The sequence below is a fragment of the Agrobacterium sp. ST15.13.013 genome, from assembly GCF_027956525.1.
GTDB lineage: Bacteria > Pseudomonadota > Alphaproteobacteria > Rhizobiales > Rhizobiaceae > Agrobacterium > Agrobacterium salinitolerans.
In genome coordinates, this window is sequence record NZ_JAQKGP010000016.1 from 49,369 (window position 1) to 66,975 (window position 17,607).

The following is a 17,607-nucleotide window of genomic DNA, read 5'->3' on the forward strand; positions in this document are numbered from 1 at the left end:
AATGTCACTCAGCGGCGACAGCAATGGTCCTCTGCTTTTGGGCAGCAAGCATCCCGTTGAAATCCTTATGCTTCGGACAGGCCGACAGGCGCTGCTGAAATGCTTCGGTGAGCCATTGGCCGGCGGGGCCGGCGGGTGAATCGACACGCCGCAGCGCAAAGAGCGGATATTCGCCCTGCTCATAGGCCTCGAGTTCAAGCGCTTTGAGGCCGCCATTGGCCAGGTCGTTCCGCACGATCGATGCGGGCAGGCCGCCCCAGCCCAGACCGCCCTTAATGAGCTGGTATTTCGTGGCGATGTCGCTGACCCGCCATGTCTTGTAGGACAGCACGTTGAAATCCCGCCCCTTGGTGAGGCCCGATGCATCGGTGACGACAAGCTGAACTTCCTCGCGCACGTCAGCGAGAACCAGAGGCCGCTCGATCTGCGCCAGCGGGTGGTCTGACGCAACCACCGGCAACATGAAGGAATGGCCGACCTTTTCCATCACGAGTTCATCGTCCTGGCGCAATACCGCCCCGCCGATGCCTATGCCGGCCTTGCGGGAAAGCACCATCTCCATGACCATGCCCAGCTCGCCGACATTGAGGCTGAGGGTGACGGTGGGGAACTGCTGGCGAAAATCCCGCAGCACGGCCACGACAGCCTCAGCCGGCACCATGGTGCTGATGGCGACCGAGAGTTCCGCCTCAAGCCCCTGCTTCAGCCCCTTGGCGCGCGCGCGCATCTCCTGCAGGCCGGCGACAATACGCCTTGCATCCTCCAGCATGGCGCGACCTTCATCCGTCAGCTTCGGCTGGCGCACGCCGCTGCGCTCGAACAGTGTCACTTCAAGCTGCGCCTCAAGATTGGCGATGGTGTAGCTGATCACCGACTGCGCACGATTGAGCGCCCGTGACGCGGCGGAAAAACTGCCGGTCTCGGCCACCGTCAGAAACACCTGCAATTGATCGAGTGTCGGGTTCGCGTCCATGTACCATCCATTTCATCGATAGATTGCTTCCACATTATCACAGTTTTCTTGATGGCAACAATTTTCCATATAGGGGCAAAGGAAGGGCATTGTGCTCTCCCGCCCTCCCAAGGCGCCCGTCAATTCATCGCTTATGCAAGGAAAGACCATGTCCAACATTCTTCTCATCACCTCCAGCCCGCGTGGCGACGAATCGGTTTCCAACAAGTTCGCCGGTGAACTCGCCAGCAAGCTGAAGGCAAAGTCGGCTTCCAACACCCTTGTCCACCGCGATCTCGCTGCTGACCCGATCCCGCATCTCGACACCGTCAAGACCGCCGCCATCCGCAAGGCGCCCGACCAACGCACCGCTGAAGAAGCGGTTGCCGCCGATTATTCCGACAAGCTGGTAACCGAGCTTCTGGCCGCCGACACCGTCGTCATCGGCACCGGCCTCATCAATTTCAACATTTATTCCGGTCTGAAGTCCTGGATCGACAATGTCGCGCGCGCCGGCCAGACCTTCAAATACACCGAAACCGGCCCGGTCGGCCTTGCCACCGGCAAGAAGGTCTACATCGTTCTGGCCGCTGCCGGCGTTTACTCCGAAGGCCCGGCCGTATCGATGAACCACGCCGTTCCTTACCTGAAGACCGTCCTCGGTTTCATGGGCATGACGGATGTGGAAGTCATCTACGTCGAAGGCCTGGCATTCGGTCCGGAAGCAGTCGAAAAGGCCGTAGCTGCCGCCGAAGCCAAGGTTGAAGAGCTGGCGCAGGCCGCCTGAAACAATTTAATGGAGGCTGATGCGGTAATGTATCAGCCGACCCACATTCCGTAACGGCCGTGGACCTGATCACGGCCGTTATTTTTTGCCGCATAGAGCCGCGAGTCGGCTTCCGACAGAAGTTCCATAAATACCCGCCCGTCCTCAAGACCAGTTGCAACACCGATACTGACGGTCAACGGCGTTCCATCGGGCCGGCGCAGACCCGCCAGCACGGCGGCGCGCAGACCTTCCGAGAAGGCGAGCGCGGCCTCATGCGACATCGCCGGAAGCAGGGCCACAAATTCCTCGCCGCCGAAACGGTAGAGATGACCATGTGGCTGGACCGACCGCTTCAGCACGGCTGCGAATTCGCGCAGAATTTCATCGCCCTGTAGATGACCGAAGGTGTCGTTGACGGTCTTGAAATGATCGATATCGACGATAAGCACACTGATCGCCCGCCTCTTTTCGGCGCAGTCAAGCACGATGGAAGGCGCGTCGAGTTCCATGCGGGCACGGTCCGAAACACCCGTCAACATGTCGCGCCCGGAGCGCGACAGCAGTTCTTCGTAACGTTCGCGGAAAGTCAGATCGTTGAAGACATCCGCTATGTTGCGGCGTGTGAGGAAACGGCCCTTGGCGGATGTCAGCCCAAGATAGATCGCGAAGAGCAACGAATAAACGGCAACGGCCGACATCTTCGCTTTCCAGCCATCGTAAAAGACATCGAGAGGTGCGTTGAACAACAATCGCAACGCTCCATAAAAACCTGCCTGATCGAGGCTCAGGATAACGACGCCGCAAATCGCGAAGCGCAGCACGATATGGCGTTGCAGATAACGACCCAGCTTTTCGTAAAACAGGATGATGGCGATGGCGTCGATGTAAAGCAGGCTGGTTCCCCAAACCATCAGCACGCCCATCTCATCCAGAAATGCGGCGCTGACCGACTGCCCGGGAACAATCGCCACCGTCTGATGAAAACGGATGATCTGCGCCATGATGACGGTCAATATATTGCCGAGAAACAGGCCGTAGATCGGTTGCCGAACAACCGCCGCGTCCTCGCGCATATAGAGCATGAGGATCATCATCAGCTTGCCGGCAAAAAGGATCGAGGAGCCGGGCGACGCCACGCCAAAGGGCAGCTGCACATAAAAAACGGCCGCCAGATAGGTTTCCAGGAAGTGCATGACGCCCAGCGCGGTGAGAAAAACACCGATGCCGAGAATATGCCGGTAATGAAGGAATGCCGTCATTACCGAAAAATAGACGATGGCCTCCGTCAGGAAGAGGGCCAGATTTGCCCATTGCATCGGCACACGCCCTATCGATCCACATCACGCCGGTCTATCGGCGCGACTCCATGCCCTTCACAGACGATAGGCCCAAGCAACCAACGGAATCTTAATTTAGAGAATAAGAAAACGTCATCATTTTCCTGGAAAAAGCGACGCGCCGTTCTGCTCAATGATGAGCTTCGCCTTGCGGATCGTGAACTCCACGGCATCGTCCATGCTCGTGAAGACGTCGGCGCGCACAAATTCATGCACCAGCACTTCGTCGCCGGCCTTTTTCTCGATACGGCCCGCCAGGCGGAACTGGCCGCCTTCCTTGATCGGCGTCGCATAAATCAGATAGTCGCCATGCGCATGCGGCTCGGCCTGCGCCACCTTCTGCGGCGCGTCGGCGGACGGCTGGCCGGAGCCGAAGGCCGAGAGGATTTTGGAAAAAAACGATGCCATGGCTTTCACTCCCTCAATCAATCATACGTGGAAAGGCGGCGCTACACCGCCCTTCCCTGTGCCTTGCCGGATCAGATGATCAGGTTCGACAGAATGTCGTTTTCGGTGATGTCTTCATAACCGAGACCCGCCGCTTCAAAGCGCTCCAGCAACCCGGCGAAGTTTTCCTGCGCATTGGTTTCGATGCCGATCAGGATCGAGCCGAAGTTGCGGGCCGATTTCTTCAGATATTCGAAACGGGCAATATCATCGTCCGGGCCGAGCAGATTGAGGAAATCGCGCAGCGCACCAGGACGCTGCGGCAGGCGCAGGATGAAATACTTTTTCACGCCTGTGTAACGCATGGCGCGTTCCTTCACGTCCGGAAGGCGCTCGAAATCGAAATTGCCCCCGGAAACCACCGCAATCACCGTCTTGCCTTCCAGCCTTTCGCGGCCAAGCTTTTCCAGCGCGGCAATCGAAAGGGCACCAGCGGGCTCCAGCACTACGCCTTCGAGGTTCAACATCTCGATGATCGTCACGCAGATGGCGTTTTCGGGGATGAGCTGGACCTGATCGGCCGGAAAATCCTTCAGCGCCTTGAAATTCAGGTCGCCAATGCGGGCGACGGCAGCGCCGTCGACGAAATTGTCCACCTTGTTCAGCGTCACCGGTTCGCCGCGTTCGAGGCTCTTCTTCAGGCTCGGCGCGCCCTCAGGCTCACAGAACACGAAGTTCTCCTTTTTCACCGTACCGGCCAGAAAACCGGTGAGGCCAGCCGAAAGCCCGCCACCACCAACGGGCATGACGACGATGTCAGGCTTCGTGCCTTCCGGAAGCTGATCCATGATCTCGGCGGCGACCGTCGCCTGTCCCTCGATGATGTCCTCATGGTCGAAGGGCGGCACCATGTAGCCGTCATTATCCTGCACGTGCTGGCGTGCGGCGGCATAACACTGGTCGAATATATCGCCCACCAGACGGATCGAGATAAATTCGCCGCCGAAGATGCGGGTTTTTTCGATCTTCTGCTGCGGTGTGGTCACCGGCATGAAAACGACGCCGTGAACACCGAAATGACGGCAGGCGAAGGCGAAGCCCTGCGCATGGTTGCCGGCCGAAGCACAGACGAAAACCTTGCCCTTGCCGGCCTTGGCCACCGCTTTGCGCAGAAAGTTGAATGCGCCTCTAATCTTGTAGGAACGAACCGGGGACAGATCCTCACGCTTCAGCCAAATCGACGCGCCATACCGACGGCTGAGATGTTCATTCAACTGCAGCGGTGTTTCGGGGAATATTTCCCGCACTTCCCGCCGCGCTGCTTCCACAAGCTGCTTGTCCACGATAGTCAATCCATTGAAATTCATAATGGCACCCGCTATGCCATAGGAAGGCGTCCGAGACAAAGACTCATTTCAGCGCGGCAACAAACTCCAGGTTTCATTTCTTGAACAGCAACCTTCTGCGCTCGGTCATATATGTGGCCTCCATTTTCGGGCTTTACATGGCGACAGCCATGTTTCTGCCGGCGCTCACCGATCTCTATTACGGCAATGACGACTGGATGGTGTTTGCGCTGTCGGGTTTCATGTGCGGGGGCTTTGCGCTTGCCTGCGCGCTGGCGACGCGCGGGCCGATTGCCGCCTTCAACAAACGTTTCGGCTTTTTGCTCGTCAACTTGCTCTGGCTGGTCTTTTCAATTGTCGGCGCGGTTCCGCTTTACCTGTCCGAACTCGGCCTGACACTTGGCCAAGCGATTTTCGAATCCGTTTCCGCCATTACGACAACGGGATCCACCGTTGTTTCCGGGCTTGACCACGCCCCGCAGGGCATCCTCCTCTGGCGCTCGCTGCTGTGCTGGCTTGGCGGTATCGGTATCGTGGCGCTCGGCCTCTTCATCCTGCCGCTGCTGCGCGTCGGCGGCATGACGTTCTTTCGCATGGAATCCTCCGATACCGGCAATGACCGGCCTTTCGCGCGGCTCGCAAGCTTCACCCGGGCTTTCGTGGCCATTTACATCATCATGACGCTTGCCTGTACGATCGCTTACGATTTTGCCGGCATGTCGCACTTCGATGCGCTGAACCATGCCATGTCGACGGTCGCGACCGGTGGTTTCTCCACCCATGACGCCTCTTTCGCCTATTTCAACAATACGGCACTGCTGTGGATCGCCACCGTCTTCCTGATCTTCGGCAGTCTGCCCTTCTCGGTGATGATCCTGTTGGCCGTGCGCCGCCGGCTGGAAACGCTGCGCGACCCCCAGATCGTCGTCTTCCTGGGATATCTCTGCGCGATTTCCATCGCCGTCGGCGTCTATCATCATCTCAGGAACGGCGTGCCGCTGAACGACGCGCTCAGCCATTCCTTCTTCAACATGACCTCGATCCTTTCCACCGGCGGCTTTGCCAGCGACGACTATACGCTCTGGGGGCCTTTCGTCGTCGTTGTCGCCTTTTTTGCCACCTTCATGGGCGGTTGCTCCGGGTCCACGGCGGGCGGCATCAAGGCCTATCGTTTTCTCATCATGTTCAACGTGGCGCGGGCGGGCCTGAAGAAGCTGATCTATCCGAACGCCGTTTATTCGGTTCGTTATGGGCAGCAGGTGGTCGATCCCGATACGATCCGGACGATTTTCCTGTTCGTCAGCTGTTATGTCGCGCTTTGGATCGCCGGCAGCCTCGCCATGAGTCTGATGGGTTATGATTTTCTCACTTCCATATCTTCGGTGGCAACGGCGCTCGGCAATGTCGGACCGGGTATCGGCCCCGTCATCGGCCCCTCTGGTAATTTCGCCACCATTAGCGATCCGGCGCTTTACGTCCTGTCGATGATGATGCTGCTAGGGCGTCTGGAAATACTGACGGTCCTGGTGCTGCTGATGCCAATTTTCTGGCGCAGCTGATATCGTGGCACACTTGTTGAGCGCCGGCGAATAAAGCGCTTGACCTTCCCACGTTGGAATAGTCCAGGCTCCTCCCGTTAGAATTCCAAACCATGGAGAACCGCCTATGTGCACCGCTCACCAGCATCACGCCGAAACCACGACGGCGCCGGTTGATGCAGACCTTTCTTTTCACGTTGAGGACATGACCTGCGGTCACTGCGCCGGAGTGATCAAGGGCGCGATCGAAAAGACCGTTCCCGGCGCTGCCGTGCATGCCGATCCGGCAAGCCGCACGGTCGTGGTTGGCGGCGTCTCCGATGCGGCACGTATTGCCGAAATCATCACCGCTGCTGGCTATACGCCCGAAGCGCGCGCCTGAACGAAAAAATGCTGGCGGCAGCTTTTCCATGCTGCCGTCGGTCTGCCTTGCCACTCGGTTCACGCTCGATTTCAGCGTAAGGAATGGATGAGGTCCAATATCTCTCCATCGCTCCTCGGCAGATATCCCCTTTTTATCGGACAAGACGGCAGTACGTTGCGCAAAACCAATTGCCGACGTCGCCCACATCGATCGTGGCGAAAACCGCGTCGCGGGCGGGCCTATCCCCCTGCGAGCGAGGGAAGCGTTGAGCGTTGAGCGTTGAGCGGGTCTTTGAAGCCATGCGATTTCTTTGCGCAACCCGGCTCCTCAGAGCCGGGCTCCCTTCGCAATGCCGATCTACTTGATCGCCATATCCTTCGTCAGCACGAAATAGTTGATCGGATGCGGCCGGAAGTTTTCGAGTTTTTCGGAATAGGCATCGAACACGGTTTCATGGACGAGAAAGACCGAGACGGCATCATCATAAATCTTCTTCGCTATCTCACCATAAATCGCGTAACGCTTGGTGGGCTCCACTTCGGCATAAGCAGCCTTGATCAACTTGTCCGTATCTGCATTGCAATAATGCGAGATGTTGTATGTGCCGGTGCAGGAATAGTCGGCGTTGAGATATCCAGCCGGCTCAATCACATCCGTGGCATAACCGCGCGACAGCAGCACCATGTCGAAGTTGCCGGCAAGAAGATCAGGCTCAATCGCACTATATTCTGCGACACGGACACCGGCTGTGATCCCGATCTCCTGCAACTGCGCCTGAATAATAGCGGCCACATCCTTCAGCTCGGTCTTCATCGTGTAAGCAAGTATGGTGACTTTCAGACTGCCCGGGGCGATGCCGGCCTCCTGGAGGAGAGATTTTGCCTTTGCCACGTCATAGGCCGATGCGGGTTCTTCCACCGCCCATGGCTGCCCCGGGGCAAACGGCATGCTCGCGCTTTTGACCTTCTCTTCGTAAATACTGCTGGCGATGCCGGCGGCATCGATTGCCGCACGCACGGCCTCACGAACCTTTTTATCGTTGAACGGTGGCCTGGAATTATTCAGCAGCAATTCTGTGATGCGCGGTACCGAAATGGTGGCGACCTTAACTCCCTTGGTTGCCTCGATGGATTTGATCGACCACGGCGGGACCAGGCGCGAAATCTGCACTTCGCCCGTCCTTATCTGGGTGGCGCGCGTGTCTGCGTCGGGAACGAAGTTAACGCGACCCCCGTCAAGTTTCGGCATGCCGCCCCAATATCCGTGATTGGCCTTCATGACCATATATTGATTGGGATCGACTTCCGTGATCGCGAACGGCCCGGTGCAGGTGCCGATAGGATTGATCTTGCCGTCCTTATAGGCCGATGGCGCAAGAATGGCAGTGGCGGGGCTTGCCAACTGTGCAGGCAACAGCACCGACGGTTCGATCGTCGTCACCTTCACAATATCATCGCCAACGGCCTCCACACTGGCGATCTGTTTCGGCGAAAAGGCACGGGCAGGAACGGATGCTTTCAGGAGATTGGTGAGCGCGTTGACGACTGCTGCGGCGTTAAAGTCTTCGCCGTTCTGGAATTTGACGCCCTTGCGCAGCTTGAACTCCCACACTTTAGGCTCGATCTGCTTCCAGGACTCCGCAAGAGATGCCTCCTGCCTCATGTCGAAGCCAATTCTGACAAGGCCTTCATAGCACCCGACACGCATGCCCATTGTGGAATCATCCGACGCCATCTGCCATGCGGCTTTTATGGCGTAGTTGTCATCATAGGTCACAGTGCCGGCATTTGCGGCATTAGCCCCGAAAGCCCCGGCAATGGCGCAGGTGGTTAAAAGTGCGTGCTTTATCATTGCATAATTCCCCTTATCTTTGATGGCGACGCTCACAATCTAATTTCCCTAAGCCTTTAATATTATCTATCATTAATTACAAAGAATCACGTTGACGGACGCGACAATACATCCGCCTTCTTTACATTCATTTTATGTTTTTTATTCGGAATTTTATTCCGTTGTTACTTCAAGTACGCACTATTCGACTGTTTTTCACATTCCCTGAAAAACATTCAGTGCACCGTTTCTCAACCCAGTTCCCGCCAGCGATGGCAGCGCGCAAAGTGCTCTCCGGAAACGCCTTCCAGAGCCGGCTCCACCTCACCGCAGATTGCGGTCGCATATTTACAGCGGGTGTGAAACTTGCAGCCACCAGGAGGGTTGAGAGGGCTCGGCAGATCACCGTCCAGAAGCATTTCCGGTGCATATAACCCCGTCTCGTCCAGCATCGACGAGGCGATGAGAGCTTTCGTGTAGGGATGCTTGGGCGCGCGGAAAAGCTCTTCGCGGTCGGCGATTTCAACGATGCGTCCGAGATACATCACGGCAATGCGATCACAGAGATAACGCACCACGCGCAGGTCATGAGAAATCATCAGAACCGTCAGGCCGTGGCGGCGCTTCATGTCCATCAGGAGGTTCAGGATCTGCGTGCGCATCGAGGCGTCGAGTGCCGATGTCGGTTCATCACAGACAAGGAAACTCGGATTGAGAAGAAGCGCACGGCCGATGACGACGCGCTGCAACTGGCCGCCGGAACACTGGCTCGGATACCGATCGTAAAAGGAACCGTCGAGACCGACTTCCTCCAGCATTCGGAAAACACGCGCCGTGCGCTCCTCGCGGGTGCCGATGCCGTGCTGGGCAAGCGGCGCTTGCATGCTCTGGCCAATGCGCATACGCGGATCGAGTGCGGAATAAGGGTCCTGAAACACCAGTTGCACAACCCGGCGCACGCGCCGGAGCGCCTCGCCCTGCATGTGCAATATGTCGTGATCTCCGATGCTGACCTCACCCCGCGTCGCGTGCGTCAGGCGCGTGATCAGTCCGGCAACAGTGCTTTTGCCGCAACCGGATTCGCCGACAAGGCCCAATACCTCCCCCTCGCCGATCGTCAGGGAAACATCGTCGACGGATTTCACCACACGGTGACCAAGGCCCGATATGGGATAATATTTGCAGAGATTCTTCGCGACCACATAGGGCCGGCCGCTGTTTTCCGCCGATGGCGGCATCTGTGTCATGGCTTTGGATAACATCATCGCCTCCTTCAACAAACCGCATGGTCGGCATGGTCGTGACCGGCCTGGTCGTCGCCGACTGCCCAGCACCGCGCCTTGCGCCCTTCAGGCAAGGCATTCAATGCAGGCTCCATTGCCATGCAGCGGCTTCCCATGCCTTCAGACTTTGCGAGCGCGCAACGCGGATGAAACCGGCAACCGCAGGACATGTCGTGGGCCTGTGCGCCGGAACCGGGGATCGTCAGCAACTGTCCCTCGCCGTCGGTGGTCAGCAGCGAACAGCTGATGAGCGCCTTGGTATAGGGGTGCTGCGGCGCCTTGAGGATCGCCTGGGTCGGCCCTTCCTCGACGATGCGGCCGGCATACATGACCGCGATCCGGTCTGCGAAGGCGGCAACGACCGAGAGATCGTGGGTGATGAGCAACGTGGCAAGCCGGCGCTTGCGGCGCTCGTCATCGAGCAGGCGGAGTATCTGTGCCTGAACGGTGACATCAAGCGCCGTCGTCGGTTCGTCGGCGATCAGAAGCTGCGGATTGCCTGACAGTGCAGCGGCAATCATGACACGTTGCGCCATGCCGCCGGAAAGCTCATGCGCAAAGCATTGCGCCCGCGCCGACGGATCGGGAATGCCGACATCCGAAAGAAGGCCGACGACCCGGTTAAGCGCGGCGTGCCGGCTCATTTTACGGTGGATCCAGAGCGGCTCCGCTACCTGCGTCCTCACCCGACTGGTCGGGTCGAGCATGGCCTGCGGCTGCTGGAACAGCATGCTGATATCGGCCCCGCGCAGTGCATCGAGTTCGGAAGATGAAAGAGCGAGAATGTCGCGGCCGGCAAAGGAAATGCGGCCGGAATTGATTTCCGCGCCCTGCGGCAAAAGTCGCATCAGCGACAGCGCCGTCATGCTCTTTCCCGATCCGGATTCGCCGACGAGAGCGACGACTTCGCCGGCGTTGACGGAAAGCGTCAGGCCCGAAATAACAAACTTGCGGCCATTTTGCGCTGGCACTGAAACGTGCAGGTCCTCTATCTCCAGAAGCGGTGCGCATTCAGGGGACATGGCCGTATTTGCAAGCGTTTGTCCTTCGATATTCATAAGAGTTCCCCTTATTTTTATTGAATCGGAGGCATTGCGTATTTTCATGCGGCTTCAGACGATATTACTCTCCTTCCTGCTCCGTTGCGTCGTCGATGTTTGGCAATCGTCAAATCCGTCATTGCCCGCCCGCAGGCGTCAATGACCGTTGGTTTTCTTTGTTTCCAGATTCAGGCCATGGCCGATCCACGTTACGCTGAGCGCCGCCAAGAAGATCGCCAGACCCGGTGCGATGACGAGAACGGGCATCCGTTCCGCGTAAGCCTGCGCATCGGCCAACATCAGCGCCCAGTCGGCGGCCGGCGGCTGTACGCCAAGGCCCAGAAACGACAACCCGCCAACCGTGATCAGCTTGTGGCCGAAGCGCAGGAACGCCACCGCCGCAATCGGCCAGATCGTGTTGGGAATAATATGCCGGAAGATAATGAAGCGCCGTGTGCAGCCGAGCACCTCGGCGGCGCGAATATATTCGCGCGAATTGATCGAGAGCGTCAGTCCCCGCGCCAGCCGTGCAAAAGGTGTCCACCCGACGATCGTCAGCGACGCGATCAGCGTGCCATATCCCGGACCGAAAATGGCCACGAGGAAAATCGCGATTACCACGTCCGGTATGGCGATGAGCAGGTCCACGATGCGCATCAGCACCTCGTCGAGGATGCCGCGGCTGCGGCCGCTGATGATGCCGATGAAGGTCCCGATCACGACAGAGAGAATGACGGTGACGGCGGCAATGGTGACCGTGAAGCGGCCGCCGACCAGCAGCCGGCTGAGCACATCGCGGCCCAGGTGGTCCGTTCCCAGCCAGTAGAGGGCGCTCGGCGCGTTCAACCGCAGACGCAGGTTCTGCTTTGCCGGATCATAGGGCGAAATCCACGGCGCGATGACCAGCAGCAGGATGATGACCAGAAAGATCGCCGCACCCGCATAGAAGGTCCAGTGACGGCAGCGGATGAAATCCGTAAACCGGGCGAGGTTCGAGGGGCGCTTGGGCGCAGTCATCGGCATGGCGGCGGCAGGCGCGCTCGGGAAGTGACTAATGGTCATGGTGACCTCGCATTGCTGGATTGATCAGGACATAAAAGCTGTCGGCCAAGGTATTGATGAGGATGGAGAGCGCCACGATGCAGATGAAACCGCCCTGCAGCATCGGGATATCGCGATTGACCACGGCGTCGTAGAGAAGCCGGCCCATGCCGGGGATGGCGAAGATGACTTCCACGACCACCGATCCACCCAAAAGGCCCGCGAGCCACAATGCGAAGAAGGTGACGACCGGCAGCGAACCGTTGCGGACGCCATGCCGCAGCACCGTGCTATGCATGCCGAGACCGCGGCTGCGGGCCGCCGTGATATAAGGCGCGCGCAGTACCTCGGCCATGGCGGCGCGCGTCACCTGGGTGAAATAGGCGAGCGGCCTGAGCGTGAGCGTCAGCGCGGGAAGCACCAGCGAGCGCCAGCTATCCCATCCGGCCGAAGGCAACCAGCCGAGATAAAGCGCAAAGACCAGAGCCGACATGGGCGCAAACCAGTATTCGGGCGTTGCGACGAAGGTCTGGATCATCAGCGTCGCAAAATTATCGAGCCGTCCGCCGGGACGCATGGCCGCCAGCGTACCGAGCGGCAGGGCGACGGCGACCGCGAATGCAAGCGCCGTCAGCGCCAGCGTTACCGACACCCAGAGCGAGCGCATAAGCTCGGCAGCGACGGGCTGGCTGCTGGTGAAAGAAAAACCGAGGTCGCCGCGCAACGCATTCGACAGCCATGCGAAATATTGCACATAAAGCGGCCGGTCGAGCCCGAGACTGACCCGCAGCGCCTCCACCGCATGCGGATCGAGCGCGGTATCGCGCATGCGTGAAAACAAGATGGTGCGAGCCGGATCGCCGCCCGCCATATAGGGCAAAAGAAACGCGATGACGGACACGATCGCCAGCATCAAGCACAGAATAAAGAAGCGCTGTATTACCTGTATCCACATGGCTTGGTCTCCTTCATCGTGATTGGCAATTCGCACTGCATTCATTGCCCGCTCCCCCAAAAGGAACCGGGGGCTTATTTCACTGGGCGCTGTAAATCCATCACCGGGCCTGCTGTGCCCTTCAGCATGCCGGTGCGTTTGGGCACGACGGCAACCGCTGAAAAATCAAGATCTTCCGCATGAGCAAGGTCATGAATGATCGGGCATTCCGGCTCACCATTGTCCGGGCAATAGGTCGCGAGGTTTCGGAGCGTGTCCGCCATCTCCCGCAGCGTATCCATCTTCGCTTCCAGGTCGACGACATGTTCCATGACGATGCGTTTGACATCACAGGAGGCGCCACCGGGGTCGCGCCAGAGGGTCATGAGTTGCCTGATTTTTTCGATGGAAAAACCGAGATCGCGTCCGCGCCGGATAAAGCGCAGCGTTTCCAAGTCGTTGGCAGTGTAGACCCGATAGCCGGATTCCGTGCGGTTTGCCGATTTGATCAGGCCGATTGTCTCGTAATGCCTGATCATCTTCGCAGAAACACCGGAGGCGGTGGCGGCTGTGCCAATATTCATCGATCCTGCTCCTATCTTTCCGAGGTAGAAAATACATCCGCGCGATTGTCGGAGAGCGGCTCAGCTCCATTGAGCCAGCCGATCACCACGTCGCCTAATGGTACGGCTCGGCATGCAAGCGTCAGACCATCTGCCTTCTCTTCCTCTGTCAGAGAAAAGGGCGTGTGCTTGAGAAGATCGACATCGCCGGAGATCAGCCTGGATTTGCAGGCGCCACAGCGGCCCATACGACAGCCATGCGGATAAGCGATCCCTGCCGCCAAGGCGGCCTGGAGGACAGTCTCGCCCGGCGCCACAGAGATGCTGCGTTCGATCTGCGGCAGGAAAACGGTGTGTTGAAGCGCCATGTCTGCTCCTCCTATTCCGCCGCTGCGAGCTTAAGGCCCGCAGGTCTGTCCACCAGGGGCGCACGGAAGCTCTTCAGGCGTAGCGCGTTCGTCAATACGAAGACGCTGGAAAGCGCCATGGCTCCGGCAGCAAGGACTGGCGACAGCAGAACGCCGTTGACAGGATACAATATTCCGGCCGCGACGGGAACGAGAGCGGCATTGTACGCGAAGGCCCAGAACAGATTCTGGCCGATATTGCGGATCGTGGCCTTGGAGAGTGCGATGGCGTTGGCGACGCCGCGCAGATCGCCGGACATCAGCACCACGTCGGCGCTTTCAATCGCGACATCCGTGCCCGTGCCGATGGCAAGCCCGACATCGGCGGCGGCCAGCGCCGGTGCATCGTTGATGCCGTCGCCGACGAAGGCGACACGTCGACCGTCGGCGGCGAGCCTCTTGACCGCCTCGACCTTGCCGTCGGGCAGGACTTCCGCCACCACCTCGTCAATGCCGAGCCGACGGGCGATGGCTTCAGCGGTGCGGCGGTTGTCACCCGTGATCATCGTCACTTTAAGGCCGAGCGCATGCAGCGCCGCAATCGCCTCCGGGGTCGTCTGCTTGATCGGATCGGCAACGGCGACGATCGCGGCCAGCCTGCCATCGACGGCGGCATAAAGCGGCGACTGCCCTTCCCTGCCCAGCCGCTCGGCATCTTCTGCGAACATCGCGACATCGTAACCGAGCTTGGTCATGAACCGGTCCGCACCTGCTTCCACCCTGCGACCGTCGACCATGGCTGCAACACCAAAACCGGGGGTCGCCTCGAAGCCCTCCGCATCGGCAAGCGTCACGCCGCCATGTTTCGCAGCCTCGACGATCGCTTCGGCAATCGGATGTTCGGAATGGTTCTCCAGCGATGCGACGAGGCGCAACACCTCATCCGCATCGAAGCCCTCTGTCGTGGTAAAATGCACCAGCTTCGGTTTGCCGAGCGTCAGCGTGCCTGTCTTGTCAACAGCGATCACGTCGGCGTCGCGCAGCGTCTGAAGCGCATCGCCACGGCGGAACAACACGCCCATTTCCGCGGCGCGGCCGGTGCCGACCATGATCGAGGTCGGCGTGGCAAGGCCCATAGCACAGGGACAGGCGATGATGAGCACCGCAACCGCATTGACGAGCGCGAAGGTCAAGGCCGGATCTGGCCCGAACATGAACCATACGATGAAGGTGGCGAGCGCTGCCAGCATTACCGCCGGCACGAACCAGTTTGTCACCTTGTCTACCAGCGCCTGAATGGGCAGCTTGTCGGCCTGCGCCTCCTCCACCATGCGGATGATCTGGGCTATCAGCGTATCTGCGCCGACCTTGGTGGCGCGGAAGGTGAAGGAGCCATTGCGGTTCACTGTGCCGCCGACCACCTCGGAACCCTCGGCTTTGGTAACCGGGACCGGCTCACCCGTGATCATCGATTCATCGACATAAGAGGAGCCACTCAGAACCAGACCATCGACCGGCACTTTCTCACCGGGGCGAACGACGATCACATCACCCGTTCGCACATCCTGTAAGGGTACATCGATGGTTTCGCCATCGCGCAGCACGCGGGCCGACTTGGCCTGCAGGCCGACGAGCCGCTTTATTGCCTCGCTGGTGCGGCCTTTGGCGCGCGCTTCAAGGAAACGACCAAGGAGGATGAGTGAGACGATGACCGCTGCTGCCTCATAATAGACATTGGCCGTGCCACTCGGCAGGATTTTGGGCATGAAAGTTGCGACGACCGAAAACCCCCAGGCGGCGGCGGTGCCAAGTACGACGAGCGAATTCATGTCCGGCGCAAACCGCAGAAGCGCGGGGATGCCTTTTTTGAAGAAGCGCAGGCCGGGACCGAACAGAACCAGCGTGGTCAGCACGAATTGCAGATACCAGCTTTCCCGCATGCCAACCGTTTCCATCACGAAATCATGGATGGCGGGCACCAGATGCGAGCCCATTTCCAGTACGAAGACCGGCAACGTCAGTGCAGCGGCGACGGCAAGGCTGATTTTGAGGCTCCGCAGTTCCGCCTCGCGCTTGTCCTGCTCTCCATCCGTGGCTTTGTCGGCGACAACCTCACTCGCCTTATAGCCCGCCCGTTTGATGGCATCCGAAAGGTTGGCCGCAGACACGGCGTTGCCGGCAACGCGGACGGTGGCGCGTTCCGTCGCCAGATTGACGCTTGCACCGGAAACACCGGAAACGGCCTTCAACGCCTTTTCGACACGTCCGACGCAGGAGGCGCAAGTCATGCCCTCAATATCGAGTTCGATGGTTTTTTCTTCGACGCCGTAACCGGCCTGCCGCACCGCCTCGATAACGGCCGGCACATCCGGCGACCCGGAAAAGGAAATGTCGGCACGTTCCGTTGCCAGATTGACCGAAGCTTTCAAAACGCCCGGCACCTTGGCAATCGCCTTTTCCACGCGGCCGACACAGGAGGCGCATGTCATGCCATCGATCGCAATCTGATGACTCGCCCGGAGCTCCATTTGTGACATGCGTATGACCCCTCTTTTCTTGTGTTGAAAAAAGATAGGGCTTCCCATCGTGGCAAGGTCAAGAGGTTCTTTTTGATGATTCCCGGAGAAAAATGCCGCCCTCGTAATCAAGCTCATTTTTTAGGCGCGCGCGGGCGTTCGCGCGATTTACACCCAAAAGCCGGGAATCCCCTTTAAATGCTCCGAAATCGCAGGAAAACGAAAAGAAAATTTTAATCAGGAGGATATGGTGCGGACGGCGGGACTTGAACCCGCAAGACCAATGGTCGGCAGATTTTAAGTCTGCTGCGTCTACCGATTTCGCCACGTCCGCATTGCCGCGCCACGAACCGTTCCGGCCGGGGCGTTACAAAAAATCGTCATGCTGCCGGCGCCCGGCGCTGGGGTCCGGTCCCGAAGATGACTGAGCCTCATCTACACAGGCCGAACCGTTTCGGTCAACGGGGCCTCCGAGCATTTCCAGGAAAAGTGGAACCCGGTTTTCCGTCCGGGAAGGCGGCGAACCAAGAGCGAGAGCGTTTTCGCGATTCGACAAAAAGCGAGAATGCTCTACCCACACCAGGACTGATTTTTTGCCGATGCCGGATGCGCGAGCCCTTCGCGCACGAGTTGATCGGCGAAGGATACGCCCGAACGCGAAAGCCGTTTGCGTTCCGTGGCTTGCCCGCCCGCAGCACCGCCGGACGCCACATCGAAGGCTCCGGCATTCAACATGTCACGAAGCCTGACCTTCGCAATGAAACCACGCTGGCGCTCTTCCATGCAGCGCGCCCGGTCGATCTGCGGCACTTCTATGCCGGCAAGCTGCATTTTCACGCCCTTCATCCAGAAGGTGTTGCCGTCGGCCACGCAATTGTTGAGGCCGGAACGACCGCAGAAAGCAAAAGTACCGCTTTTTTCACCGAGCGAAATTTTTTCGACCGAAGGACGGGTTTCCGGCAAGATAGCGGCGACCTGGCTCGGCTGCGAGGCGGACGGCATGGCGATCGAGCGCGGTGGCACCGGGCCGTTGCCGGGCAGAGCCGGCGATGCGGGGCGAATGGACGCCACTTTCTCCCGCGTGACGGAATCGCGCTTGGCCACCGTGGCAACTTTCGAAGAACTCGTGGTCGAAGATGTCGCCTTTGCAACATGCCGCTGCGGCAAAAGACTGTCGCGATGTTCGTAAGCCTGAATGCCGCCGGCGACGACGCCCAGCATCAGCACCCAGGGCCAAACGCTACCGCCGCTCGATTTCTTCGCCGTACGGCGTCGTGCTGTCGATTTTCGGTTGCTCACGATCGGACTCCTTTCAACGGAGCCGCATTATCGGCCAAAGGAGTTTCCGAAAGGTTGGCGT

At 59.0% G+C, this 17,607-nt stretch carries 15 protein-coding genes, 1 tRNA gene and 1 pseudogene; 3 read left to right on the top strand and 14 right to left on the bottom strand.

The genetic code is table 11. The features are described 5' to 3' along the window. Positions 1–4: 4 nt before the first annotated feature. Positions 5–973: a LysR family transcriptional regulator gene (locus PL597_RS16830; protein ID WP_077982494.1), complete on the bottom strand. Its 969-nt coding sequence runs from the start codon at positions 971–973 to the stop codon at positions 5–7. Positions 974–1,121: 148 nt separating this feature from the next. Between PL597_RS16830 and PL597_RS16835 the strand changes: the two genes are divergently transcribed. Continuing rightward, entirely contained in the window at positions 1,122–1,739 is a 618-nt protein-coding gene (locus tag PL597_RS16835) for an FMN-dependent NADH-azoreductase (RefSeq protein ID WP_072494288.1), read from the top strand. A gap of 32 nt (positions 1,740–1,771) precedes the next feature. On the opposite strand, the gene PL597_RS16840 is transcribed toward PL597_RS16835, so the two are convergent. From PL597_RS16840 to ilvA, 3 genes are all read right to left on the bottom strand, one after another. Continuing rightward, positions 1,772–3,037: a GGDEF domain-containing protein gene (locus tag PL597_RS16840; protein ID WP_077982495.1), complete on the bottom strand. Its 1,266-nt coding sequence runs from the start codon at positions 3,035–3,037 to the stop codon at positions 1,772–1,774. Between the two features lie 117 nt (positions 3,038–3,154). Continuing rightward, a complete protein-coding gene (locus PL597_RS16845) occupies positions 3,155–3,466 on the bottom strand; it encodes an HlyU family transcriptional regulator (RefSeq protein WP_077982496.1) in 312 nt (103 codons plus the stop codon). Between the two features lie 71 nt (positions 3,467–3,537). Beyond that, positions 3,538–4,812: a threonine ammonia-lyase gene (gene ilvA / locus PL597_RS16850; RefSeq protein ID WP_271365766.1), complete on the bottom strand. Its 1,275-nt coding sequence runs from the start codon at positions 4,810–4,812 to the stop codon at positions 3,538–3,540. Positions 4,813–4,892: 80 nt separating this feature from the next. Between ilvA and PL597_RS16855 the strand changes: the two genes are divergently transcribed. Beyond that, entirely contained in the window at positions 4,893–6,350 is a 1,458-nt protein-coding gene (locus PL597_RS16855; protein WP_269824227.1) for a TrkH family potassium uptake protein, read from the top strand. Positions 6,351–6,456: 106 nt separating this feature from the next. Then, complete coding sequence (locus PL597_RS16860) at positions 6,457–6,711, top strand: heavy-metal-associated domain-containing protein (protein WP_003521591.1); 255 nt, start codon at positions 6,457–6,459, stop codon at positions 6,709–6,711. A gap of 339 nt (positions 6,712–7,050) precedes the next feature. Here PL597_RS16860 and PL597_RS16865 read toward each other — a convergent pair whose 3' ends face one another. The 10 genes and pseudogenes from PL597_RS16865 to PL597_RS16910 all read right to left on the bottom strand — a co-directional run bounded on the left by PL597_RS16865 (position 7,051) and on the right by PL597_RS16910 (position 17,546). After that, positions 7,051–8,544 carry an ABC transporter substrate-binding protein gene (locus tag PL597_RS16865; RefSeq protein WP_271365767.1) on the bottom strand — a complete coding sequence of 498 codons (1,494 nt, stop codon included), beginning with the start codon at positions 8,542–8,544 and terminating at the stop codon, positions 7,051–7,053. A 230-nt stretch (positions 8,545–8,774) separates the two neighbouring features. Next, positions 8,775–9,785 carry an ABC transporter ATP-binding protein gene (locus PL597_RS16870; RefSeq protein ID WP_269824225.1) on the bottom strand — a complete coding sequence of 337 codons (1,011 nt, stop codon included), beginning with the start codon at positions 9,783–9,785 and terminating at the stop codon, positions 8,775–8,777. A gap of 11 nt (positions 9,786–9,796) precedes the next feature. Continuing rightward, a complete protein-coding gene (locus PL597_RS16875) occupies positions 9,797–10,864 on the bottom strand; it encodes an ABC transporter ATP-binding protein (RefSeq protein WP_142912561.1) in 1,068 nt (355 codons plus the stop codon). A gap of 138 nt (positions 10,865–11,002) precedes the next feature. After that, positions 11,003–11,908, bottom strand: a complete 906-nt coding sequence (locus PL597_RS16880) for an ABC transporter permease (protein WP_142912560.1) — start codon at positions 11,906–11,908, stop codon at positions 11,003–11,005. Continuing rightward, complete coding sequence (locus tag PL597_RS16885) at positions 11,898–12,842, bottom strand: ABC transporter permease (protein WP_077982500.1); 945 nt, start codon at positions 12,840–12,842, stop codon at positions 11,898–11,900. The genes PL597_RS16880 and PL597_RS16885 overlap by 11 nt, the downstream gene beginning before the upstream one ends. Before the next feature lie 74 nt (positions 12,843–12,916). Next, complete coding sequence (cueR, locus tag PL597_RS16890) at positions 12,917–13,405, bottom strand: Cu(I)-responsive transcriptional regulator (protein ID WP_077982501.1); 489 nt, start codon at positions 13,403–13,405, stop codon at positions 12,917–12,919. 47 nt (positions 13,406–13,452) lie between these two features. Beyond that, positions 13,453–13,752, bottom strand: a pseudogene (locus PL597_RS16895) (2Fe-2S iron-sulfur cluster-binding protein); the annotation flags it as partial. A gap of 11 nt (positions 13,753–13,763) precedes the next feature. Continuing rightward, the gene (locus PL597_RS16900) at positions 13,764–16,259 is read right to left on the bottom strand and encodes a heavy metal translocating P-type ATPase (RefSeq protein WP_416372237.1); all 2,496 of its coding nucleotides are present in this window, start codon (positions 16,257–16,259) and stop codon (positions 13,764–13,766) included. Between the two features lie 236 nt (positions 16,260–16,495). Then, positions 16,496–16,581 (bottom strand) — tRNA-Leu (locus tag PL597_RS16905). Positions 16,582–16,817: 236 nt separating this feature from the next. Then, positions 16,818–17,546, bottom strand: a complete 729-nt coding sequence (locus tag PL597_RS16910) for a nuclease (protein ID WP_137410093.1) — start codon at positions 17,544–17,546, stop codon at positions 16,818–16,820. Positions 17,547–17,607 lie beyond the last annotated feature (61 nt).